The 21,442-nt window shown below is 62.2% G+C and carries 21 protein-coding genes; 9 read left to right on the top strand and 12 right to left on the bottom strand.

Features of this window, described 5'->3' with window-relative positions:
• Positions 1–16: 16 nt before the first annotated feature.
• From BDB13_RS15290 to rimP, 3 genes are read right to left on the bottom strand one after another with little or no spacing between them, the layout of a single operon-like run.
• The gene (locus tag BDB13_RS15290) at positions 17–367 is read right to left on the bottom strand and encodes a YlxR family protein (protein ID WP_094274940.1); all 351 of its coding nucleotides are present in this window, start codon (positions 365–367) and stop codon (positions 17–19) included.
• A 44-nt stretch (positions 368–411) separates the two neighbouring features.
• Positions 412–1,443 carry a transcription termination factor NusA gene (nusA, locus tag BDB13_RS15285; RefSeq protein WP_094272386.1) on the bottom strand — a complete coding sequence of 344 codons (1,032 nt, stop codon included), beginning with the start codon at positions 1,441–1,443 and terminating at the stop codon, positions 412–414.
• Entirely contained in the window at positions 1,440–2,060 is a 621-nt protein-coding gene (rimP, locus tag BDB13_RS15280; protein ID WP_094272385.1) for a ribosome maturation factor RimP, read from the bottom strand. The genes nusA and rimP overlap by 4 nt, the downstream gene beginning before the upstream one ends.
• Positions 2,061–2,415: 355 nt before the next feature.
• Here rimP and BDB13_RS15275 point away from each other — a divergent pair, with 355 nt between their 5' ends.
• Together BDB13_RS15275 and BDB13_RS15270 are read left to right on the top strand one after the other, a co-directional pair.
• A complete protein-coding gene (locus tag BDB13_RS15275; protein WP_094272384.1) occupies positions 2,416–2,871 on the top strand; it encodes a hypothetical protein in 456 nt (151 codons plus the stop codon).
• Positions 2,868–3,323, top strand: a complete 456-nt coding sequence (locus BDB13_RS15270; RefSeq protein WP_094272383.1) for a ferritin-like domain-containing protein — start codon at positions 2,868–2,870, stop codon at positions 3,321–3,323. Before BDB13_RS15275 ends, BDB13_RS15270 begins: the two co-directional genes overlap by 4 nt.
• Positions 3,324–3,370: 47 nt before the next feature.
• Here BDB13_RS15270 and BDB13_RS15265 read toward each other — a convergent pair whose 3' ends face one another.
• The gene (locus BDB13_RS15265; protein ID WP_094272382.1) at positions 3,371–4,792 is read right to left on the bottom strand and encodes a DHA2 family efflux MFS transporter permease subunit; all 1,422 of its coding nucleotides are present in this window, start codon (positions 4,790–4,792) and stop codon (positions 3,371–3,373) included.
• Positions 4,793–4,865: 73 nt separating this feature from the next.
• On the opposite strand from BDB13_RS15265, the gene BDB13_RS15260 reads away from it, so the two are divergent.
• From BDB13_RS15260 to BDB13_RS15250, 3 genes are all read left to right on the top strand, one after another.
• Positions 4,866–5,501 carry a TetR/AcrR family transcriptional regulator gene (locus BDB13_RS15260; RefSeq protein WP_094272381.1) on the top strand — a complete coding sequence of 212 codons (636 nt, stop codon included), beginning with the start codon at positions 4,866–4,868 and terminating at the stop codon, positions 5,499–5,501.
• A gap of 92 nt (positions 5,502–5,593) precedes the next feature.
• Positions 5,594–6,091: a nuclear transport factor 2 family protein gene (locus BDB13_RS15255; RefSeq protein WP_094272380.1), complete on the top strand. Its 498-nt coding sequence runs from the start codon at positions 5,594–5,596 to the stop codon at positions 6,089–6,091.
• Positions 6,088–6,927, top strand: coding sequence for an SDR family NAD(P)-dependent oxidoreductase (locus BDB13_RS15250; protein WP_094272379.1), 840 nt, complete (start codon positions 6,088–6,090; stop codon positions 6,925–6,927). The genes BDB13_RS15255 and BDB13_RS15250 overlap by 4 nt, the downstream gene beginning before the upstream one ends.
• Here the strand turns inward: BDB13_RS15250 and BDB13_RS15245 are convergent.
• Positions 6,880–7,941 (bottom strand): DMT family transporter, encoded by a 1,062-nt coding sequence (locus tag BDB13_RS15245; protein WP_094272378.1) that lies wholly within the window; start codon positions 7,939–7,941, stop codon positions 6,880–6,882. The two genes, BDB13_RS15250 and BDB13_RS15245, sit on opposite strands and share 48 nt — an antisense overlap.
• Here BDB13_RS15245 and BDB13_RS15240 point away from each other — a divergent pair.
• On the top strand, positions 7,940–9,337 hold the full coding sequence (locus BDB13_RS15240; protein WP_094272377.1) for an aminotransferase-like domain-containing protein: 1,398 nt from the start codon (positions 7,940–7,942) through the stop codon (positions 9,335–9,337). The two genes, BDB13_RS15245 and BDB13_RS15240, sit on opposite strands and share 2 nt — an antisense overlap.
• 41 nt (positions 9,338–9,378) lie before the next feature.
• On the opposite strand, the gene BDB13_RS15235 is transcribed toward BDB13_RS15240, so the two are convergent.
• The 5 genes from BDB13_RS15235 to BDB13_RS15215 form a co-directional block, all read right to left on the bottom strand.
• A complete protein-coding gene (locus BDB13_RS15235; RefSeq protein WP_094272376.1) occupies positions 9,379–10,158 on the bottom strand; it encodes a nuclear transport factor 2 family protein in 780 nt (259 codons plus the stop codon).
• On the bottom strand, positions 10,155–11,897 hold the full coding sequence (locus tag BDB13_RS15230) for an acyl-CoA dehydrogenase family protein (protein ID WP_094272375.1): 1,743 nt from the start codon (positions 11,895–11,897) through the stop codon (positions 10,155–10,157). Before BDB13_RS15230 ends, BDB13_RS15235 begins: the two co-directional genes overlap by 4 nt.
• Before the next feature lie 56 nt (positions 11,898–11,953).
• Positions 11,954–12,619, bottom strand: a complete 666-nt coding sequence (locus BDB13_RS15225; protein WP_441347195.1) for a rhomboid-like protein — start codon at positions 12,617–12,619, stop codon at positions 11,954–11,956.
• 42 nt (positions 12,620–12,661) lie between these two features.
• Positions 12,662–13,333: an O-methyltransferase gene (locus BDB13_RS15220; RefSeq protein ID WP_094272374.1), complete on the bottom strand. Its 672-nt coding sequence runs from the start codon at positions 13,331–13,333 to the stop codon at positions 12,662–12,664.
• A gap of 124 nt (positions 13,334–13,457) precedes the next feature.
• Positions 13,458–15,203 (bottom strand): proline--tRNA ligase, encoded by a 1,746-nt coding sequence (locus BDB13_RS15215; protein WP_094274938.1) that lies wholly within the window; start codon positions 15,201–15,203, stop codon positions 13,458–13,460.
• A gap of 55 nt (positions 15,204–15,258) precedes the next feature.
• On the opposite strand from BDB13_RS15215, the gene yaaA reads away from it, so the two are divergent.
• Positions 15,259–16,002, top strand: coding sequence for a peroxide stress protein YaaA (gene yaaA / locus BDB13_RS15210; RefSeq protein ID WP_094272373.1), 744 nt, complete (start codon positions 15,259–15,261; stop codon positions 16,000–16,002).
• Here the strand turns inward: yaaA and BDB13_RS15205 are convergent, their stop codons facing one another.
• On the bottom strand, positions 16,003–16,431 hold the full coding sequence (locus tag BDB13_RS15205) for a CBS domain-containing protein (protein ID WP_094272372.1): 429 nt from the start codon (positions 16,429–16,431) through the stop codon (positions 16,003–16,005).
• An 82-nt stretch (positions 16,432–16,513) separates the two neighbouring features.
• Positions 16,514–18,028, bottom strand: a complete 1,515-nt coding sequence (locus BDB13_RS15200; protein WP_441347194.1) for an MFS transporter — start codon at positions 18,026–18,028, stop codon at positions 16,514–16,516.
• A 279-nt stretch (positions 18,029–18,307) separates the two neighbouring features.
• On the opposite strand from BDB13_RS15200, the gene BDB13_RS15195 reads away from it, so the two are divergent.
• Positions 18,308–20,287, top strand: a complete 1,980-nt coding sequence (locus BDB13_RS15195; RefSeq protein WP_094272370.1) for a hypothetical protein — start codon at positions 18,308–18,310, stop codon at positions 20,285–20,287.
• A gap of 253 nt (positions 20,288–20,540) precedes the next feature.
• Positions 20,541–21,428: a hypothetical protein gene (locus BDB13_RS15190; protein WP_094272369.1), complete on the top strand. Its 888-nt coding sequence runs from the start codon at positions 20,541–20,543 to the stop codon at positions 21,426–21,428.
• Positions 21,429–21,442: the final 14 nt, after the last annotated feature.

Genomic DNA, 21,442 nt, shown 5'->3' with positions numbered 1-21,442 from the left:
GTGCTTCACGGTGTGCTCATGAGTGCTTGTGCCTGTTCTTCTCGAGAGGTACTGCTTTTGTGTGAACTGCGTCGACCAGTTGGTCGACAGCGGACGTGTCCAGATTTCCGGACACTCGCAGTGCTCTGCTGAATGCTCGGCGCCGCTCTGCCAGGCTCAGGCAACTCGGATCGAGGTGCAGCCAAGCACCTCGACCGGGAAGCCGTCGCAATACGTCGGGGACGAGCAAGGAACCCTCCGGCCCCTGCTCACCAACCACGACCCTCAACAGATCGGCAGCCGACCCTTGTTCCCTGCATCCCACGCATGTCCGGACCGGCGAACCGGGCCTCACGTGCGCAGAATCCGAGGACTCACGTCGAACCATCGTCCACTCTACCGTCGAACCGTCTCGAACACTGCATTCCACCGTTATCCGTTGGACGCGCCGGAGCGTTCCGACCCCTCGTCGACGGGTGCGGCATCGCTACGGATATCGATGCGCCAGCCGGTCAACCGTGCAGCAAGGCGGGCATTTTGGCCCTCCTTGCCGATAGCCAGCGAGAGCTGGAAATCGGGGACGATGACCCGGGCTGCACGAGCATCCGGATCGACGACAGTGACAGAGACCACTTTCGACGGCGAGAGGGCATTGCCCACAAACGTCGCGGGATCCTCGTCGAAGTCGATGATGTCGATCTTTTCACCGGCGAGTTCGCTCATGACGTTGCGCACACGCTGACCCATCGGGCCGATGCACGCGCCCTTCGCGTTGAGTCCCTGAATTCGCGAGGCAACCGCAATCTTCGAACGGTGACCGGCCTCGCGGGCTACGTTGATGATCTCCACGCTGCCGTCGGCAATTTCGGGTACCTCGAGCGCGAACAGTTTCCGAACGAGGTTCGGGTGCGTACGTGAGAGTGTGATCTGCGGGCCGCGCTGTCCTCGTGCGACACCGACCACGTAGCACTTGATGCGCTCGCCGTGCTCGTAGGTCTCGCCCGGAACCTGCTCGGCGGGCGGCAGTAGACCTTCGGTGCCGTGCGCGTCGCTACCGATGCGAACGACGACCATGCCGCGCGAATTCGCGCGGGTGTCGCGCTGAATGACACCACCGACGATTTCACCCTCATGCGTGGCGTACTCGCCGAAGCTGCGCTCATGCTCGGCGTCACGCAGACGCTGGAGGATGACCTGACGCGCAGTGGTAGCCGCGATCCTGCCGAATCCCTCCGGGGTGTCGTCCCATTCCTCACCGATCATGCGTCCGTCGGAATCGGTGTCGTGTGCCATGACTCGCACCGATCCGGTCTTGATGTTGACGTCGATCCGAGCGTTCTGCTTGTGACCCTCGGTGTGCCGGTACGCCGTCAGCAGCGCGGTCTGGATCGTGGCGATCACCGTTTCGATCGGGACGCCCTTTTCTGCCTCGATCGCCCGCAACGCTGCAATGTCGATATTCACTTGTCGAACCCTTCTTCGTTTTCTACGTCTTCTTCGTCTTCTTCTGAACCGACCACGTGGGAATCATCGGTCTCGTCTATATCCGCGTTCACATCCGAAGGAACAGCGCGCCCTTCCAGGATGCCACCGGCCAACTCGAGTTCCTGCTCACCGGGCTTCGAAAACTCGACCTGGACAACAGCTTTCTGTACGTCGACGAGGGGAATCTCACGCACCGTGAAGCGGCCCCGACTGTTCAACACGACCGCAACCGAATCGTCACCGAGCAGCCCGATACGGCCGACAACCGTTTCATCAGCGAGGTCGATCCGAGCCTTGCGTCCGCGCGCCCGACGCCAATGGCGCCCCAACGTCAACGGACGATCAATTCCGGGTGAGGTGACTTCGAGTGTGTACGGCGTTTCGCCGACCTCCTCGAGGCTGTCGAACAGCTCGGACACGAGCCGACTGATGTCGGCCGCCGCATCGAGCTCGATCCCGGAATCGCTGTCAACCATGATGCGAACAGCACTGTGCTTGCCCGCTTGAGTGACTACAACGTCCTCGACGTCGTAACCCTGGGCCTGCACGAGTTCGGAGACCAGCTCGATAACCCTGTCCTTGGATGGCACCGGCATCTCGCGAACTCCTCGTTTCAGTTGTCGTCGACCCAGTCGACTCGGTGTAATTGACAAGCGGTGTGCTTGAAACTGCTGCGTCCAATGTGGCCTGCGGATGTGGCGTGCAGTATCGACCGTGTACCCAACTACGGGCATGACGAGACCACAATTGCCCACGTTCTCGGCCAAGCATCCAAGAGTACCGCCCATTCGGGGCCACTGCGACCACGCCATGACGACACTGCGACCAGGCTCACCGGTTGCACGTCACACTCGAACACGATCGCCGGATTCGAACGATTCGCGCCCTACCTGGCACCATGGACGAGTGCTGACGTCCTTATCCACCACCCCGCACTCCCGTCGGAGTGCGATGAAGATCGCAGGCGCGGCATCAATCGGCGCCGTCGCTGTCACCGCTACTGCCTGCAGTGACAACGGCACCGCAAAAACTGCCGCCGAAGTCGACCAACTGATCACGCAAGCCGCCCGCGCACGGGCTGACGCGAGCGCAGCATCCTCTGCAATCGCGTTGGCACCGGAACGAGTTTCCGCACTCACCACGATCAGCGCGGAGCGTAAGGCTCACGCAGACGCCTTGGACGCCGAAATTGCCCGGGCTGCCGGAACAACCCCGAGCGCTACCACCGCACCGTCTTCGTCGACTGTGGCGCCACCTCCTACCGGGGTCGACGCCCTGCGCACAACCTTGACGGAATCGGCACGCAGTGCCGGAGATCTCGCGCGCACCGTATCGGGTTACCGTGCCGGCTTGCTGGGTTCGGTCAGTGCCTCCTGTGCGACGCAAGTTGCGGTGTTGCTGCCATGAGCGTCATTCGTAGATCGAAAGCCGGCGACGACGCCGTGCTCGCAGCAATCGAATCCGAGAATGCCGCGATCTTCGCTTATGGCGTCGTCGCAGCATTTTCGAATCCGGCTCGCGTCAACGAGGTCGCCGTTCATACAGCCACTCACCGTGCTCGGCGTAACTCTCTGATTGCGATGGCAACCCAGGCCGGACTCACTCCCCCGATTGCCGCCGCTGCCTACGCGATTCCCTTCCCGGTCACCGATGCCGTTACCGCAGCTCAGTTGGCGGCGCAGATCGAAGCCGACACAGCGATCACCTATCGCGCATTCATCGAACAGGTTGATACCGACGAACTGCGGACATTCGGGATCGATGCGCTCACCGACGCTTCCATTCGCGGGGCCGGGTGGCGTTCAGCTTTGGGGACAACTCCGGTGACAACGGCATTTCCGGGAGTTCCGGCGTCGTAGCCCCTGTGCGCCTTTTCGGTAGTACTACCAAAAGGCGCACGGGCGGTTTACCGCCTCCTGGTCGGAACAAACCACGCCGCTACCAGCGCTATCAGCACAAAGCAGCCACCCACCCGCAGGGCAGGAGTGAGGGCCTCGCCGTACCCGAGCGGTGTCAGTGCGCCACCCGCCGCGAGGAAGACGGCTGTCAGTATCGCGATTCCCAGCGCGACGCCGATCTCGCGAAGCGTCGCGTTGGTCGAACTGGCCGTACCGTGATCGGGCGCGTCCATGTCCGCAAGGACCGCAGTCGCGTTCGGAGCGAAGGTCAGGCCCATGCCGACGCCGGCCATGAGAAGTGCCGGGACCATCGAACCGTAGGTCACGCCAGGCTCGATGAGCGCTGCCAACCAGAACAAGGCGCCGGCTTGCAGACTCAGACCGGCGAGCAGCAGAGAACGCAGTCCTAGCTTCGGCGCGAGCAGTCCGGCCAGCGGAGCGAAGATCATCGGTGCCGCCGTCCACGGGAGCGTCCGCAACCCTGCTTCGAACGGGCTGAAACCCATGGCGATTTGAAGGTACTGCGAGAGCAGGAACACAGCACCGAAGATGCCGATCGAGAAGGTCAACCCGATTACGTTCGCCATCGAGAAACTGCGCGAGCGGAACAAGCGCAACGGCATCACCGGATACCGGGTCTTCAACTCCCGGAGGACGAACAACGCCAGCGCAACCGCTGAACCCACCAGCGAGGCAACAACTCCGAACGAAGTCCACCCGTCGTCGTTGCCGTGAACGATGCCCCAGACTGCCAAGAACACACCCAGCCCGGCGAGGACAACTCCGGGCAGATCCAAAGGTTGTGTGCGCCCCGTCGATTCACGCAATGCATACATCGCGAGGGGAACAGCGACGATTGCCACCGGCACGTTGATCCAGAAGATCCCTTGCCACGAGAATCCGTCGACCACAGCGCCTCCCACCACCGGCCCCAGAGCGATACCGAGTCCCGACACACCGCCCCACACGCCGATCGCCATGGCGCGCTTGGCTTCCGGAACTGCAGCGACCAGCAGCGTCAGTGAGAGCGGCATGATTGCAGCAGCACCGACACCTTGAACGGCACGTGCTGCGATCAACAGGCCGGCCGATGTCGACAATGCAGACGCGATCGATGCTGCCGTGAACAAACCGATTCCGCCCACGAACATGCGTCGCCTCCCCCAGCGATCTCCGAGGGTCGTTGCCGACAACATCAGCGTCGCAAAGGCGAGCGTGTAAGCATTCATGAACCACTGCAACTGGCCGACGGATGCGTTCAGATCCTTCTCGATCACCGGCAATGCGCTGGTCATCACAAGATTGTCGAGAGTCGCCATGAACATCGGGAGCGAGGCCGCGAGGATCGCTATCGCGACCGGCACAGTTCGTCGGCCATGCGCCTCCGACCCGGGGGTTGCCCCAGCATCGGCATTCGCCAAAACAGTCATCGCATTTTCCTCGCCTTTAGGCATCGTTTGATTACTTAATTGACGCTAAGGTATCAACTGATAACCTGTCAATATGTCGAGCGAAGAATCCCAGCAGCCCAAACGCAGGATGAGCGCACCCGCGCGCCGGGCACTCGTCCTCGCCGCGGCCACTCGGGCCTTCGCTCACGGCGGGTATTCCGGCACCAGCACCGACGCCGTCGCCAAGGAAGCCGGAGTATCCCAGCCATACGTCGTTCGGATGTTCGGAACGAAAGCAGATCTGTTCGAGGCCGTGTTCTCACGCGCGCTCGGCGAGATCGTCCGCACGTTCACCGACAAGCTGGACACACTGCGCATAGAGCCGAGCGATCCGCAGTTCTGGGCAGAACTCGGCTCCTCTTACGGTGAGCTGGTCCTCGACCGCGATCTACTACTTGTCATGTTGCACGGATTCGCCACCAGCACAGACGATATCGCCGCCGCCTCGCGGTCTGCGATGTCGGAGATCTACACCTTGCTACGCAATCGCACCGGCTGCACTCCCGAGCAAGCTCGACTGTTCATCGCCAACGGCATGCTGATCAACAATCTGCTCGCAATGAAAGCGCCCGAAAACGTCGACGGGGATCCCGCCCTGGGAGAGCTGTGGACCAGCGTTTTCGGCGAATCTGCTGCGGCGGCACTCGCAGCCGCCGGGACGGCGCCTGAATCTGACGCAAATTCCTGACCGACCACTGGGAATTCCGCCACAATTGTGACTGCAGACACCATACAGTCGATCCGACACATCACGGGAAACCCTGACGAAAAGGACCGACGTTGGATCTCGCACAACGCATCGACGCACTCGAGCAGATCGAAGAGATCAAGAAGCTCAAGTACCGCTACTGGCGCGCCTGCGACGCCAAAGACCCGGTCGGGTTTCGCAACAGCTTCATCAGCCAGGGCGCATCCATCAACTACGGCGGACTCGGCGCGTTCGACGACGCCGGTCCGATGGCCGATATCTTCACTGCGGTTGCCCTGCGACAGGTTGAGGGCAGTTACGCGGTCCTCGATATGCACCACGGCCAGCATGCCGACATCGAATTGACCTCGGAGACAACCGCACTCGGACGATGGACTCTCAAGTTTCGTCAGATCGACACGGTCCGTCGAACCGAGAAGCTCATGACCGGCGAATACGACGACGCTTATGTGATCGAAGACGGGATCTGGAAGATGAGTCAGTGCCATTTCACGGAGACGTGGTCGATCACCACTCCCCTGCACCCCGAAGCCGTTATCGCCGAGGGCACGTTCGGCGGTAAGCGATGAACGCGCAGAAGGTCGCACTGGTCACCGGCGCGAGTCGGAGCGTCGGCAAGGGAATTGCTCTCGCCTTGGGCAGCGACGGATGGACCGTCTATGTGACTGCCCGCGGCGAGGTCGGCACCGGCGGCGCCTTGGACAAGACTGCCGCCGAAATCACCGAGCGCGGCGGGCACGGAATCGCTGTACAGGTCGATCACAGCGACGACCAGCAGATCGTGGACCTGTTCGCGCGTATCGCCGACGAGCAGTCCGGCCAACTGGACCTCCTGATCAACAACGTCTGGGCCAATCCCGCCGGATATGCAGGGTTCAGCGACCCGTTCTGGAAACGACCTGTCGCGGACTGGGATTCACTGATCGGAATCGGCCTTCGAGCCCACTACGTCGCCTCGGTGGAAGCAGCGAAGTTGATGGTTCCACGCGGTAGCGGTGTGATCGGCAATATCTCGTCCTTCGGCACCCGCGGATATCTGCACTCGGTTCTGTACGGCATGTCGAAAGCCGGACTCGACAAAATGGCTGCGGACATGGCAGTCGATTTGAAGGGCACCGGAGTCACCGCACTGTCCTTCTGGCTCGGTTTGATCCGCAACGAGCGGATGGAAGCCAGCGGAATGACGGACTTCGAGGGCTTCTCACTCGCCGAGGCGGAAACCCCGGAGTTCGTCGGGCAGGTCATCACCGCTCTCGCCAACGACCCCGAGGTCAACACGCGCAACGGCCACACCCTGATCACGGCGGAGACCGCACTCGACTACGGAATCACCGACGCCAACGGCAAGCAACCGGCTTCACATCGGAGCGCATTTGGCGGTGGACCGCTCTTCGGACCCGCCTAGATCCGACGCGGTAGCGGCGCCGTCAACATGCGGCGCCGCTACGCGCGCACTAGCAACATGCGGCGCCGCTACGCGCGCACCAGCAACATGCGGCGCCGCTACGCGCGCCTTGAGCGCGAGCCAGGCACAGCCGATCACCACGACGCCACCCGCGACAACAGTGGACGACAATGCCTCACCGAGGATCATTGCGGACCACGCGATAGTCAGCACCGGCTGAACCAATTGCGTCTGGCTGACCGTGGAAATCGGTCCGATGGCGAGGCCGCGGTACCAGGGGAAAAACCCGAGAAACATGCTGATTACACCCAGGTAGGCAAACGCGAGCCACGAGTTGGTATCAGCGTTCACGGGCGAATTCACTATCGATACGACGGTGAGCGTGATCGTGACGGGAAGTCCCAGAATCAGCGCCCAGGCGATTGTCTGCCACGATCCGATTTCTCGCGCCAGCAACGCGCCTTCCGAGTAGCCGAGTGCCGCACACAGCACCGCCCCGAAGAGCAGCAGGTCCGCAAGGTGGAATGAACCAAGTCCACCGTTTGCGAATGCGACGAACAGTGCAACCGACAATGCACCGGCCGCGCTGGCCGACCAGAATGACCTACTCGGACGCTCCTTCCCCCGGACGACGGCAAATACTGCTGTCGCGGCCGGCAGCAATCCGATCACCACGGCTGCATGGCTAGCCGGCGAAGTCTGCAAAGCGAAGGTCGTCAGCAAGGGGAACCCGAGAACCACTCCGGCGGTCACGAGTGCGATATGCGCCCACTGCCGAAGGCTGGGGATGGTGGTGCGGGTGGCGAACAGGACGGTGACGGCCAATCCGCCCGCGAGCACTGCACGCCCGGCGCCGATAAACAGCGGATCAAAATCGGCGACGGCAACCCGGGTCAACGGGACAGTGAACGAAAATGCCAGAACTCCCAGCAGTCCCCACCACAGACCGGCACGCGAATGTTCGTCCGGTAGCGGTGTGCTTCGGCGCGCGATAGCGCTACTCTCTATACTCATGTTCCACAGTAGCAGTCCCCAGCGAGTTGTCGACAGCCTGCGCACGCTGATCAGAGCGTCGACTGCCGGAGCGCAACTACCGTCCACGCGAACTCTCGCAACGACGCACGGCGTCGGACCTGTGACGGTACAGAGGGCAATCCGAGAACTCGTGGGCGAAGGATTGGTGGAAACGCGTCCGGGATCCGGAAACTTCGTCGCCCGCAAACGCGTTCCCCAGGTTTCGGATTTCTCTTGGCAGACAACCAGTCTCGGACCGAGCCGCAGCGACGCCAATCCCATCGGATCGAGCATGCTGGCGGTCACACCGGACACGATTCCGCTGCACAGCGGCTATCCCTCGGACGAACTGCTTCCGCTTCGGCAGGTTCGCGCCGCATTGTCACGGGCGGCGCGGAGCCCTCACGCGGCACGTCGGGCGCACGCCTCCGGACTGGGCGAACTCCGCGAGTGGTTTGCACATGAGCTGACCCGAGCGGGCGCTACTACTGTTCGCGGCTCCGACGTACTGATCACCCCGGGCGCGCAAAGCGCATTGGCTTCGACGTTTCGAGCACTTGCGGGCCCCGGAGATGCCATCGTGATGGAATCACCCACCTATTGGGGTGCCATTGCCGCAGCCAAACAGGCAGGGTTGATTGTCGTTCCCGTTCCCCGTGCATCAGGGGCTCCGGATCCGGGCGATCTTGCCGCCGCATTCGAAACATCCGGGGCACGTGTCTTCTATGCGCAGCCTCATTTCGCCAACCCGACCGGCACCTATTGGTCGGATGCCGAGAAGGAATCGATCATGAAGGTCGTGCGTGATCACGGCGTGTTCTTGATCGAGGACGATTGGGCACATGATTTCGGTATCGACGCCGACGTCACCCCCCTGGCATCCAACGACCCGGACGGTCACGTGATCTACATCCGCTCACTCACCAAGAGCGCCTCGCCCGCATTGCGCGTCGCGGCAGTTGTCGCCCGTGGTCCGGCACGGCGGCGAATCGAAACCGATCGCACTATCGACGATCTTTACGTCTCCGCGATTCTGCAAGCGGCAGCAGCGGACGTCCTCACGCAACCGGCGTGGATTTCACATCGGCGCACCGTTCGCGAATTACTCCGTGAACGCCGCGACCGGTTGATCAGCGAATTGGACACTCATGCACCAGAACTCACGCTCACGCACAAGCCTGCCGGCGGCCTCAACTTGTGGCTCCGCATGCCGGACGGTTCGGATTCCGAAGCCTTCGCCGCAAGCTGTCTTGCGCACGGCCTCTCCATCTCCCCTGGCGCCGAATGGTTTCCGGCCGAACCAACCGCCGCGTACATCCGATTGAACTTCGGCGGTTCGCATCCTGATCGCTTCGAGGAAGCTGCGCGCATCCTCGCGCAGGTGTTGAAAGCGTGACCAGGTTCGGCGCACCAACCGGTGCGCCGAACCCGAGCACGTCAGCTTTCGGTAAAGAACTGCACCCGATTGATCCGATGCCCCTTGGGCTCGAATCCGAACAGCGCAATGCCCGGTTCCCCGCACACGACGACGCTCACCGTGACGGTGCGGCCCGCAGCGAGGACCTTGCTCCGAGTCATGCCCGTCAGGAGATCGTTGACGTCAGCCGGGGACAGGTGCGTCCCGGCCGGAAGTTCAACGGGGATGGGTGGCGTCCGCCCGACAGCAGCAGCGTCGAGGAATCTCGTCGCGGCCTGCTTGCCTTTTGCTCCAACGCCGAGGATGCCCCGGGAGAAGCCGAGTGCTCCCCCGATCCCCTGATTGGACAGCAGTTGCGGGGTCAGCTTGGCCCCGGCCTTGAGACCGTCAAAACCTGCAGCGGCGAGCTGCCGCAACATCGTCGCCAATTCCCAATGGGCATAGAGGCTTCCGATGCGGAGCTCACCGGGTTCACCCACCACGTCGTAGCGCAGATGCATCGGAACATTCAGCACCACCCCGGTCGACATCTCGGTGGCGAGGCTCAGGTCACGCCACACCGTTTGTCCGGACACGATGTCGCGTTCGACGTAGAACGTGATGGTGTTCGGTGCGATAAAGGTGTCGTAGAAACTCTCGATCGCCGACGTTCCGTTGTGCGGGCGTGAGCCCACCGGATCGTTGATCTGGCCGTCACCGGCGAAGAGTGCCACCCACGTCGACCGATCGTGCGCGCCTACGGCTTTGGGAGATCCCTCCACCACCGCCATCAACTGGTCGCGGGTCACCGGGGCGGTCATGGGCGCATCTCGTAGGCGCCGTCGTAGGCCTTGACGTGCTGCCAGACGCGATCGAAACGCTCACCGTCGACGTGTGGCTTGCGCACCGAGGCCAACGCCCACGCCTGCTGCTCGGGCGTCGACGACGGCTTTCCGTGCAATGCAATCGCGTATCCGGAGAAGTCGCGAATCTGGAAGTCAAATATTTGATCGATGATGTCGGTATCCAATCCCGTAATTTCTGCTTGCTCGAGGATCAAATGACCATAGACGACCAATGAGAAGAGATGTCCGATATTGAGCATGAAATCGAGGTCTTGTCGCTGCTGCTCGTCCGGCGCTGCCGCGGTGAGCAACTCGGTCAATGCGATTGCCTGCTCGTAAAAACGTGCGACGTTCGGAATCTCGGAGTGCTTCTCGTAGACCGGCTTCCACTCGTGAAACCTGATCTTCGCGGCGCCGCGAGTCGGTCCCTGATTCCAGAAGAATTCGTCGTCGGCAGCGTCCAGCCGGGTACCGACCTCGGGGAACTCTGCCGGATTGAACAGGTAGTTCGGCAGGAATTTGAGGATCAGGCCGACATTGACGTGGACCGTTCCCTCGAGCTTGGGCAGGGTGCCGATCACCGCAGCGGCCTCGCGGAAGTACGTCGACTTCTCGTATCCCTTCGCCGCAATCACGTCGTGCAGAAGGCCGACCACGCGCTCACCCTCGGACGTGACCTTTGCCTTGGTCATGGGATTGAACAGCAGGTAGCGACGGTCGTCGAGACTTGCGCTCCGGAAGTAGTCGACGGCCCGGCCGCTGAACTGCTTCATCGCGATCAGCCGAGAGTAGGCGTCGACGAATGCCGCACGAACGTGAGCGAAATCGGTGACGGGATTGCCGTACAGAATTCGGTTCTGCGCGTGAGTGATCGCTTCGAAGAAGGCGTGTTCGGTGATGCCGATCGAACCGGTGCAGAGGTTGAACTTTCCGACGTTCACGGTGTTGAGCGCGGCTTCGAATGCTGCGACGCCGGTGTGAAGGATGTCCTCCTCCCGAACCGGGTAGTCCTCGAGACGGAATGTGCTGACGTACATCTGACCGCGCAGGATGTTGTCCACCAAGTGGTAGTTCGGGTGCGCGCTGTCTGCGACGAAGAATACGTACCCTTCAGGTCCGTCGACGTCGGTACGACGCCCGAAGACCGACACCATGCCGGCGATGTTGCCGTTTCCGATGTAGTACTTCTCGCCGCTCGCGCGGAAGGCCGAATCACCCGCTGCATCATCCGGGGAGGGAGTGAGCAGCATGTCCGTCGAGTACACGTCTGCGCCGTGTTCGCGTTCGGAGAGTCCGAATGCCATGACCCCGCCGTCGGCAAGTTCCTGCGCGGCACGCTTCTTGGCGGCCACATTGTCGCTCATCCAGATCGGGCCGAGACCGAGGATGGTGACCTGCCAGGCGTACCAGTACGCAAGTCCGTAGAACCCGAAGATCTCACTGAGCGCAGCGTTGCGGGCACCGTCCCAGCGCCTGTTCTCGTCGCCGTCGGCGAAAGCTGACGGTGTCTGGAACATCGCGAACAGCTTCTCCTTCTTGACGAAGTCGAGGAAGTCGGAAACCCAGACGGCGTCGAGATCGTCTTGGAGCAGTTGCTTCTTGCCGCGATTCTCGAACCACTCGATGGTGGCTTTCAGCAGTCGCCGGGTTTCCGGATCGAACTGCGCGAAGTCTGCGGTGTGGGGGTTGAACAGCAATCCGTCAGTGTCAGACACGTCATACCTTTCGTCGATTCCGCCAACCTACCAGCCGGTAACTTAGCGTGCCGAGTTCACGTGACGCCAGCACCACTTCGCGACGGCAACAAGTCCGTCGGATTCCACACCGCCGGCCGCGCGCGAGTGATCGGGTAGCACGCCAACCCGAGAAGCAAGGCGGACATATGCCCTACCGCCGTGAAATTGGTAGCAAAAATCAATGGCACAGCATAGAAAATCAACGCCCCGGCCAGATAGACGTAGCGCCAAGGCTTTGCGATCAGATAGACGAGTACACCGATGATTCCCGCCAGCCCGTAGCTGACTCCGACATCGAGTGTATTGACTGCCGACGGGTCCACGTAGCCGTGCCGAATGCCTTCGTAGAGAACACCTTCACTGAGGTACGTGGCTCCGACATGGGCCACCACGACAACAACCAACCAGCGCCAGGTACCGAGCCACCGCTCCGCCGTTGCATGAAAAATGGTGAACAACACGAGGTAACCCAGCCAGCCGCCACCTTCGAGCCAGAATGCGCTCGAGAACAAGACTCGGATCGGATCCTCGGCGAGGTGGTGCAGATTGGTCGACCGCCGACCGAGGAAATGTTCTTGGACATTTTCGGGAAGACGTCGTAGGAACAGCGTCGTGAACAGCAAAGCCAGCAACCAGATATACGTTCCGGGCGCACTGCGAACCCATGCCCACACCGACTTTGCCGTCTGCCGCAGTCTCACCGTTTCGAGTGTGCGCTCACACGTTCACTAGTGCAATAACGTTCACTCGTTCACGAGCGCAATGGCAAACCCGTCCCAGCCCTTGGAGCCGACGGTCTGAATGGCGGTGCCGTCGAGTTTCGGCTCAGCAGCGATCATCTCGAGCACAGCGCGGCTGGCTTGAACTCGCTCGTCGTCGATGTCGGGATTGGAGACGTGTCCCCCACGCACGACGTTGTCGACGACGATGACGGTGCCTGGGTGCGAGAGCGCAAGGGCCCATCGCACGTACTCACAGTTGTTTTCCTTGTCCGCGTCGATGAACACCAGGTCGAAGGGACAGAGTTCCTCTTTGACGATGCTCGGAAGGGTATCGAGCGCCGCTCCGACTCGAATGTCGACGCGATCGGCCAAACCTGCTCGTTCGATGTTCGCGCGCGCGACATCGGCATGGGCCGGTTCGAACTCGAGGGTGATGACGCGTCCCGACGGTCCGACCGCGCGTGCCAGCCAGATGGTGCTGTATCCACCCAGCGTGCCGATCTCGAGGACGTTGCGCGCCAAGCACATTCGAGCCAACAAATGCAGGAGCTTGCCCTGATTCGGGGCCACGTCGATAGGCGGCAGACCGCCTTCGGCATTGGCGGCGAGTGCCGCATCCAAAGCGGGGTCTTCACCTACCAACGTGGACACGAGATAGCCGTCGACTTCTGCCCAATCCGGTTCGCGGTCCATGGATACAGATTGTGGCAGAAAAACAGAGCAGCCGCAGATACCTCGAAAGGTATCTGCGGCTGCCACGGTCGAGCGGAGCGAGGGGAAATCTGGAACCGGGCTCGAGCGGGGTCAGTTTGTCGAATCAGCCACGCACGGCGCTGATGATTTCATCGAGCGCCGACGCTGCATCGATCTCGCGGCTCTCGCCGGTGAAACGGTCGCGGATCTCGACCTTGCCGTCGGCCCAACCGCGGCCGACAACAACGACGGTGGGAATACCCAGCAGTTCCGAGTCCTTGAACTTCACTCCGGGCGAAGCCTTACGGTCGTCGAGGATGACCTCGAGGCCCGCGCGATCAAGCTGCGCCGCCAAGCCTTCGGCACCTTCGCGAGCGGTTTCGTCCTTGTTCGCGATCACCAGGTGCACGTCGGCCGGCGATACCTCGGCCGGCCAGCGCAGGCCCTTCTCGTCGTGATGCTGCTCGGCGATGACGGCCACGAGGCGCGAGATACCAACGCCGTAGGAACCCATCGTCGGGCGAACCGGCTTGCCGTTCTCGGCGAGGACGTCGACGGTGAACACGTCGGTGTACTTGCGGCCGAGCTGGAAGACGTGACCGATCTCGATTCCGCGGGCGGAGACCAGCGCGCCGGCGCCGTCGGGAGAGGCATCTCCGTCACGGACCTCAGCGGCTTCGATGGTTCCGTCGGGCGTGAAGTCACGGCCGACGACCAAGTCGACAACATGCTTGCCGTCTTCGTCGGCACCGGTGATCCAGCTCGTACCCTCGACAACCCGCGGGTCCACGAGATAGCGAATGCCGTTGGCCTGCAGGGCCTTCGGCCCGATGTATCCCTTGGCCAGGAATGGGTTGTTCTTGAAGTCGGTTTCGGTGATCATGACGAACTCAGCGGGCTCGAGCGAAGCCTCGAGGCGCTTCTCGTCGACCTCGCGGTCGCCGGGGATGCCGATACCGAGCAGTTCCCACTCGCCGCCGGGCAGACGGGTCTTGACCATGATGTTCTTGAGTGTGTCCGCAGCGGTGACGGTACGGCCGAGATCTGCGCCGTTGGCCCAGTCGACGAGGGTGTCGATGGTGGGCGTGTTCGCGGTGTCGTAGACCTTGGCCTCGGGCAGACCGTCGATCGGAAGCGCGTCGGGAACAACCGTCTTCACGGCCTCCACGTTTGCGGCGTAACCGGACTCGAGGCAGCGCACGTAGGTGTCTTCGCCGATCTCGCTCTCGGCGAGGAACTCCTCCGACGCACTGCCGCCCATCGCGCCGGACGTCGCGGAGACGATGACGTACTTGACGCTCAAGCGCGTGAAGATCTTCTCGTACGCGTCACGGTGTGCCTGGTACGACGCGGTCAGTCCCTCGTCGGTGAGGTCGAAAGAGTAGGAGTCCTTCATCAGGAATTCACGTCCACGCAGAATGCCGGCGCGCGGACGCTCTTCGTCGCGGTACTTGGTCTGCACCTGGTACAGGGTGACCGGGAAGTCCTTGTACGAGTTGTACTCACCCTTGACCGTCAGAGCAAAAAGCTCCTCGTGAGTCGGGCCGAGCATGTAGTCGTTGCCCCTACGGTCCTTGAGACGGAACAGGTTGGGGCCGTACTCGGTCCACCGGTTGGAGGCCTCGTAAGGCTCGCGCGGCAGCAGAGCGGGCAACAGGATTTCCTGTCCCCCAATGGCATTCATCTCTTCACGGACAACGCGTTCTACCTCGCGCAGCACCCGCAGACCCAGAGGCAACCACGAGTAGACGCCGGGGGCGATACGACGCACGTAGCCGGCACGGACCAGCAGTTTGTGGCTGGCAACTTCGGCGTCCGAGGGGTCGTCACGCAGGGTACGCAGGAACAGGTGGGACAGACGGGTAATCACGAGGTCCAAGGATAGTCGGCGCACTCGGTTATCCGGGCGTCGGTACGGTATCGGAGTGCTTGTATTGCTGCCTCCCTCAGAAACCAAGTCCGACGGCGGCAAGGATGCGCCCCTGGATCTGGCCGAACTGTCGATGCCCCAGTTGACCGAAACCCGCGAATTGCTGGTGCAGACGCTGGTCGATCTGGCGGCTGATGTCGACGCGTCGTGCGCAGCGTTGGGCCTCGGACCGACTCAGGCCGACGAGGTAGAACGCAACGCGAAACTCTGGGTCTCGGCAACTCGGCCCGCTTTGCAGCGGTACACCGGCGTGCTCTTCGACGCCCTCGACGCGAAGTCGTTCACTCGCGCCCAGAAAGCCAAAGCTCTCGAACGAATCGCGATCGGTTCCGCATTGTTCGGCGCAGTTCGCGCCGGTGATTTGATTCCGGCATATCGACTCTCCGGCGGATCCAAGCTGCCCGGACTGGGAACGCTGCGTTCACTGTGGAAGCCGGAACTACCGAAGGCCCTGGCGGCCGAAGCCGACGGCCTGGTCGTCGACCTGAGGTCAGGCACCTATCAGGACCTCGGACCGATCCCCGACGCCGTGATCGCGACGGTTCTCACCGAAAAGCCGGACGGCACTCGTACCGTCGTGAGCCACTTCAACAAGCATCACAAAGGACTGCTCGCGCGGGCTTTGGTGATATCGCGTGCCGAACCGACCGACGTCAAGGGCGTCGCAAAGGTGGCGTCGAAAGCTGGTTTGCGGGTGGAAATCGCGTCGGAACGCGAGTTGATCATTTTGACGGAATGATCAACCCTGGTCGATGTACGACTCGAGTTGGTCGCGCTCACTCTGCAATTCGTCGATCCGACTCTTCACGACGTCGCCGATGCTGACGATGCCGAGCAAGCTTCCGTTCTCGATGACCGGCACGTGACGGATACGACGCTCGGTCATGATCGCCGCGATGCTGTCCACCGAATCGGCAGGCACGCAGGTGAACATGAGCGCGGTCATCACATCGGATACTTCGGTGGACAGCAGTTCCGGGCCACGCTCGTGGAGGCGTCGCACAACGTCGCGCTCGGAGATGATTCCGACTACCGCGTCGTTGTCCAGGACGACCATGGCACCGATGTTGTGGCGGGCGAGGTCGCACAGTAGCGCGTTCACCGTGGCATGGGCGTCGATCGTGACAATGCTGTTGCCCTTGTTGCGCAAGATATCCGCAATCCGCATCGTGGCACTCCGATCATGTAGAGAATCTCGGCTCCCCTTGCAACGATCGTAGCCAGTAAAGACTCTCAAAAATAGGGCCTGATCAGTCGATACCCTGAGCAACCTTCTCGGCAGCCTGCGCCTGCGCAACGTCAGCGGGTGTGAACTTGATGAACAGGGCGGAGATTGCGGCAAGCGCCGCGAAGATCGCGCACCCGAACAGAGCGAATACGTATCCCTCGCTCAAGGCCGACAACTGTGCCTCGTTCATGTCTGCGGCAACACCGCTGACACCGCCGAGCGAGAGGGTGCGAGACGTCGCCATTGCTCCCACGATGGCCAGGCCGACCGGGCCGAAAAGTACCTGCGCAACCTGGGCAATAGCGGTGAGAGGGCCGATGTCCTGCGAGCCGACTCCCGCGATCGCGCACAGCGGCAGCGGCACGACTGCCAGTCCGACGCCGAAGCCGATACCGACAACAAGCACAAACAGATTGCCCATGTACGTGGTGGATTGGTCGAGCGTCGAACCGTAGAGAAGTCCGAGGAACGTCATTACCGCACCGGTGACGATCAACCAGCGAGCCTGCACCCGAACCACTAGTTTGGACGCGACAAATGCTGCGGCGCCCAACCCGAAGGCGAACGGAACAAAGGCCAGACCCGCGTGGAGCGGGCTGTAACCGAGAATGTCCTGGACAAAGAGTGCAACGAACGGGGCCAGCGAGAACATCACCGCACCCATCAATGCGAGCGAAATGAACGTGAAGACGCGATTCTTGTTCTTGAACAGACTGAACGGCAGTAGTGGATTCTCGGCACGGCGCTCAACCATCAGGAAGATGACGAACAATGCGACGCCGCCGATGAGCGCACCCAGCACTGGCGCGCTGGTCCAGCCCATTTCGGGTCCCTCGGTAAATCCGAAGACAATTCCGGTACAGCCGAGCGTCGCGAGGATCGCTCCCGGTACATCCAACGCCAGCCGCTCCGCCCCGGTTTCCACCAAGGCACCGAACGCGAGCGCGATGATCAACAGGCCGATCGGCACGTTGATCAGGAAGATCCATCTCCACGACACCTCGGTGAGTGCGCCGCCGATGATCAGGCCCGTCACGGATCCGATGCCCGTCATCGCGGCAAAGATGGCGATCGCCTGATTCCTGACGGGTCCCGGCGCAAACGTGGTTGCCACCAGAGCCAATGCCGTCGGCGACGCGATTGCAGCACCGACACCTTGGAGGGATCTCGCCGCGATCAGCATCGCTTCGTTGGTGGCCAGACCGCACGCCAGGGATGCAAGCGTGAACAGGATGACACCGCTGAGAAAGACTTTCTTACGCCCGAAAGTGTCGCCGAGCCGACCACCCAACAGCATCAAACCGCCGAAGGTGAGCGCGTACGAGGTGATGACCCAGTTGCGTCCGGAATCACTGAGGTCGAGATCCTCCTGGATCCGAGCGAGTGCCAGTGAAGCGACGGTGCCGTCGAGCACCATCATCAACTGCATACCGCTCAAGACGATGATGGCCAGACCGAACGCCCGGGTGGTCACGGGGTATTTCACAGCAAGGTTTTCGGACCCACCGGCATTTTCGGATCTCAGGGAATCAGACACAGGGCTCCACGTTACCCAGGGCTTCGGGAAAAGCTCGTCACCGGTCCGATGACCACGATGGCCACCAGCCTGATCTCGTCGCCCTTGGCCAGCACTGCGAGGGTTGCGAGACCACCCGGTGATCCCCGGCACAACCGTAAAGAACCTCCATAGATTGCCCAAAATGGACCAAAATGCAGTAGCTTAGGCTTGCCTCTGCTAGCTTAGGCTAACTTACTCGAGCATGTGTTCGACGGATCGTGCTGTGACTGCGATTGTCGCCAGAAGGAAAGAAGAAAGATGCGAGCGTTGAGCAGGGCTGCTTTCGCGACTATGGCCGTCGCCGTGGCATTGACGACATCGGTGAGCGTCGCCATCGCGGCCCCTGGAACCTCAGGTGACGCCCCGGCCGCCCCCGCTATCTCGGGCACTCCGGATACGACGGTCTCGAAGACCACCGGGCTGAAGGTCAGCGGTGAAACCATCACCGTCTCGGGTACCGGATTCTCCGGCAGCGAGCCCGGCATCTATGTCGGCCTCGTTCAGGACGACAAATTCTCGGCCACGGACGCCAGCGCCTGGATGACGACCGCGTTCATCCGCCCCTCCCAGATCACCGGCGGCGAGTGGTCGACACCGGTTGAGGTCAAGGCCATTGCGGGCACCTCGGACTGCACCAAGAATTCCTGCTCGATCTACACCGTCGCGGCACACGGCTCGAGTGACCGCAGCCAGGACACCCAGACGCCGGTGACCTTCGCAGCTGCACCGACAACAACCACCACCACGAAGCCGCCGACGACAACAAAGCCTCCCACCACGACCACCAAGCCGCCGACCACCACCGAAGATCCCGAACCGACGATCGACGTTCCGGTCATCACCACCACGACAAAGCCGACGACGCCGACCCGCGGGCCGAGCGTGAGTGCGGACCGAACCAGCGGACTGAACGCGGCGGGCGACACGATCAGCATCAGCGGCAGCGGATTCTCGACCTCGGGAACGGGCATCTACATCGGAGTGGCGCAATCGAACCGGTACTCGTCCACCGATGCCTCGGTCTTCCAGGACGCGAAGTTCATCAAGCCCACCGATATGCCCGGCGGTTCCTGGTCGACGTCACTCAACGTGTCGTCCATTTTCACCGGTAGCGACTGCCAGGCCAACGCCTGCGCCATTTACACCCTCGCAGCACACGGTTCGAGCGACCGTAGCCAGGACACTTCCACCCCCATCAGTTTCGTCGGCACCCCGGCGCCCGGTGCAACCACCGGACCAGGAACCGGCACAGGTGCCGGGACTGGCACCGGGACTGGTGCCGGAGCGATAACGACCAATAGCGCCCTGTCGGTGACACTTTCGAAGTCCACTGACATCACGCCTGCTGGTGAAACTGTCACTATTTCCGGTTCCGGGTTCTCCGGCGCATCGCCCGGCCTCTATGTCGGAATGGTCCAGGACAACGTCTTCAGCGCCACCGATGCCTCGGTCTGGATGACAACAGCCTTCCTCAAGCCTGAGGCAATCTCGGGCGGCAACTGGTCCACCACCATGGAACTTGCAGCCGTCCAGGGCAACTACGACTGCATCAAGAACACGTGCTCGATCTATACCGTCGCCGCTCACGGCTCGAGTGACCGCAGCCAGGACAGCCGCACCCCGGTGGGCTTCGTCGGCGGCGTCGCACCGGGCACCGTCACGGCGCCTCCGGCCAATAACGGTGCCGCCAACAGCGACGCCGCAAAGACTGGGGCCGTGACCCTGTCCAAGTCGAGCGGCATCAAGATCGAGGGCGAAGAGATCACCATCTCGGGCACCGGATTCTCCGGTGCGCAGCCGGGCATCTACGTCGGCCTCATCCAGGACGACAAGTACTCCACCACCGACGCCGGCGCCTGGATGACCACGGCTTTCATCCTTCCCAGCAAGATCAAGGACGGCGCGTGGTCCACCACCATGAAAATTATGGCCGTCAAGGGCGACTCCGACTGCACCAAGAACACGTGCTCGATCTACACCGTTGCCGCCCATGGCTCGAGCGACCGCAGCCAGGACACCAAGACTCCGGTCACCTTTGGCGACAGCCCCGGTGAATCGTCGGAGACTGCGGCATTGGCTGCCTCCAACGGCGGTTCGGGTGATTCGAATGCAGCGATTCGCAACCTCTCGGACTCATTCACCGAAGGCTTTGGCTGGATCGCACCACTCGTGGTCGGCGGCCTCATCGGAGCAGGAAGTGCGATAGCAACGACCTTCGCGCTCCGCCGACGGACCTAGAACCAGCGTTCTCACCGGTCGGATGTCTCGCCGCGAGGCATCCGACCAGCAAAACCGATTGCATGACGTGACAACGGATTCCCTGAATCGGGGCCGGCGGTCAGCGCCGCCCACATGTGCAGGCGCGACACGAATTCCGTTGTCCCACAAGGTGGATCACAACTAGACAACCGTTCACTAATTAGGCTAGCTTTACCTAACTTAGTTCGAATCAGGACGCCGAAAAGGGCGACTCACACAAGAGAGCAGGACCATGCGCGTATCCAGCAAGGTAGCGATCATCACCGCAGCCACCGCAATCGCCGCGACAATGTCGATGGGCGTCGCCGGAGCACAGAGCACGCCGTTCGGCGGACTCAACACCGGCTCGCTGGGCAGCCTCGGCGGCAGCGAACCTGAAGAGCCCGCAGACCCCACACCGGCGGTCACCCTGTCGAAGGCAACCGACCTCACTGCTGCCGGCGAGACCATCACAGTCTCGGGCACCGGATTCTCCGGCGCCGGATCCGGCCTTTACGTCGGACTCATCCAGGACAACAAGTACTCCGCCACCGACTCCACCGCCTGGATGACCACCGCGTGGCTCAAGACCGGCGACATCGTCGACGGCAAGTGGACCGCCACCGTCGATGCAGTCGCCGTCAAGGGCGCGTCGGACTGCCTCGCCAACACCTGCTCGATCTACACCGTCGCCGCCCACGGCTCGGCTGACCGCACCCAGGACACCAAGACCCCGGTCACCTTCAAGGCACCCGTGGTTGTTCCGACAGTCACCGTTTCGAACGCCACCGGCATCGCTGCTGCCGGCGAAACCGTCACCGTCTCCGGCACCGGATTCTCCGGCGCCGGTGCGGGCATCTACGTCGGACTGGTCCAGGACAACAAGTACTCCCTCACCGACGCCGGCGCCTGGATGACCACCACCTGGATCAAGGCCGCCAACATCGTCGACGGCAAGTGGAGCACCACCGTCGATGCAGTCGCCGTCAAGGGCGCGTCGGACTGCCTCGCCAACACCTGCTCGATCTACACCGTCGCCGCCCACGGCTCACCTGACCGCACCCAGGACACCAAGACCCCCGTCGCCTTCACAGCGCCGACTCCCCTCGTCGCAGCTGCTCTCATCGGTGCCGCGCGCTAGCCCGACACCACCTT

The organism is Rhodococcus sp. OK302, assembly GCF_002245895.1.
GTDB lineage: Bacteria > Actinomycetota > Actinomycetes > Mycobacteriales > Mycobacteriaceae > Rhodococcus_F.
The sequence above is the reverse complement of the archived record's forward strand: the minus strand, read 5'-3'. Positions and strand labels throughout refer to the sequence as shown.

Bases quoted from the DNA above. Each gene is read 5' to 3' on its own strand.
- BDB13_RS15290 (WP_094274940.1), bottom strand. From the start codon at position 367: ATGGTTCGACGTGAGTCCTCGGATTCTGCGCACGTGAGGCCCGGTTCG.
- rimP (WP_094272385.1), bottom strand. From the start codon at position 2,060: ATGCCGGTGCCATCCAAGGACAGGGTTATCGAGCTGGTCTCCGAACTC.
- BDB13_RS15275 (WP_094272384.1), top strand. From the start codon at position 2,416: ATGAAGATCGCAGGCGCGGCATCAATCGGCGCCGTCGCTGTCACCGCT.
- BDB13_RS15270 (WP_094272383.1), top strand. From the start codon at position 2,868: ATGAGCGTCATTCGTAGATCGAAAGCCGGCGACGACGCCGTGCTCGCA.
- BDB13_RS15265 (WP_094272382.1), bottom strand. From the start codon at position 4,792: ATGACTGTTTTGGCGAATGCCGATGCTGGGGCAACCCCCGGGTCGGAG.
- BDB13_RS15260 (WP_094272381.1), top strand. From the start codon at position 4,866: ATGTCGAGCGAAGAATCCCAGCAGCCCAAACGCAGGATGAGCGCACCC.
- BDB13_RS15250 (WP_094272379.1), top strand. From the start codon at position 6,088: ATGAACGCGCAGAAGGTCGCACTGGTCACCGGCGCGAGTCGGAGCGTC.
- BDB13_RS15240 (WP_094272377.1), top strand. From the start codon at position 7,940: ATGTTCCACAGTAGCAGTCCCCAGCGAGTTGTCGACAGCCTGCGCACG.
- BDB13_RS15245 (WP_094272378.1), bottom strand. From the start codon at position 7,941: ATGAGTATAGAGAGTAGCGCTATCGCGCGCCGAAGCACACCGCTACCG.
- BDB13_RS15235 (WP_094272376.1), bottom strand. From the start codon at position 10,158: ATGACCGCCCCGGTGACCCGCGACCAGTTGATGGCGGTGGTGGAGGGA.
- BDB13_RS15220 (WP_094272374.1), bottom strand. From the start codon at position 13,333: ATGGACCGCGAACCGGATTGGGCAGAAGTCGACGGCTATCTCGTGTCC.
- BDB13_RS15205 (WP_094272372.1), bottom strand. From the start codon at position 16,431: ATGCGGATTGCGGATATCTTGCGCAACAAGGGCAACAGCATTGTCACG.
- BDB13_RS15195 (WP_094272370.1), top strand. From the start codon at position 18,308: ATGCGAGCGTTGAGCAGGGCTGCTTTCGCGACTATGGCCGTCGCCGTG.
- BDB13_RS15190 (WP_094272369.1), top strand. From the start codon at position 20,541: ATGCGCGTATCCAGCAAGGTAGCGATCATCACCGCAGCCACCGCAATC.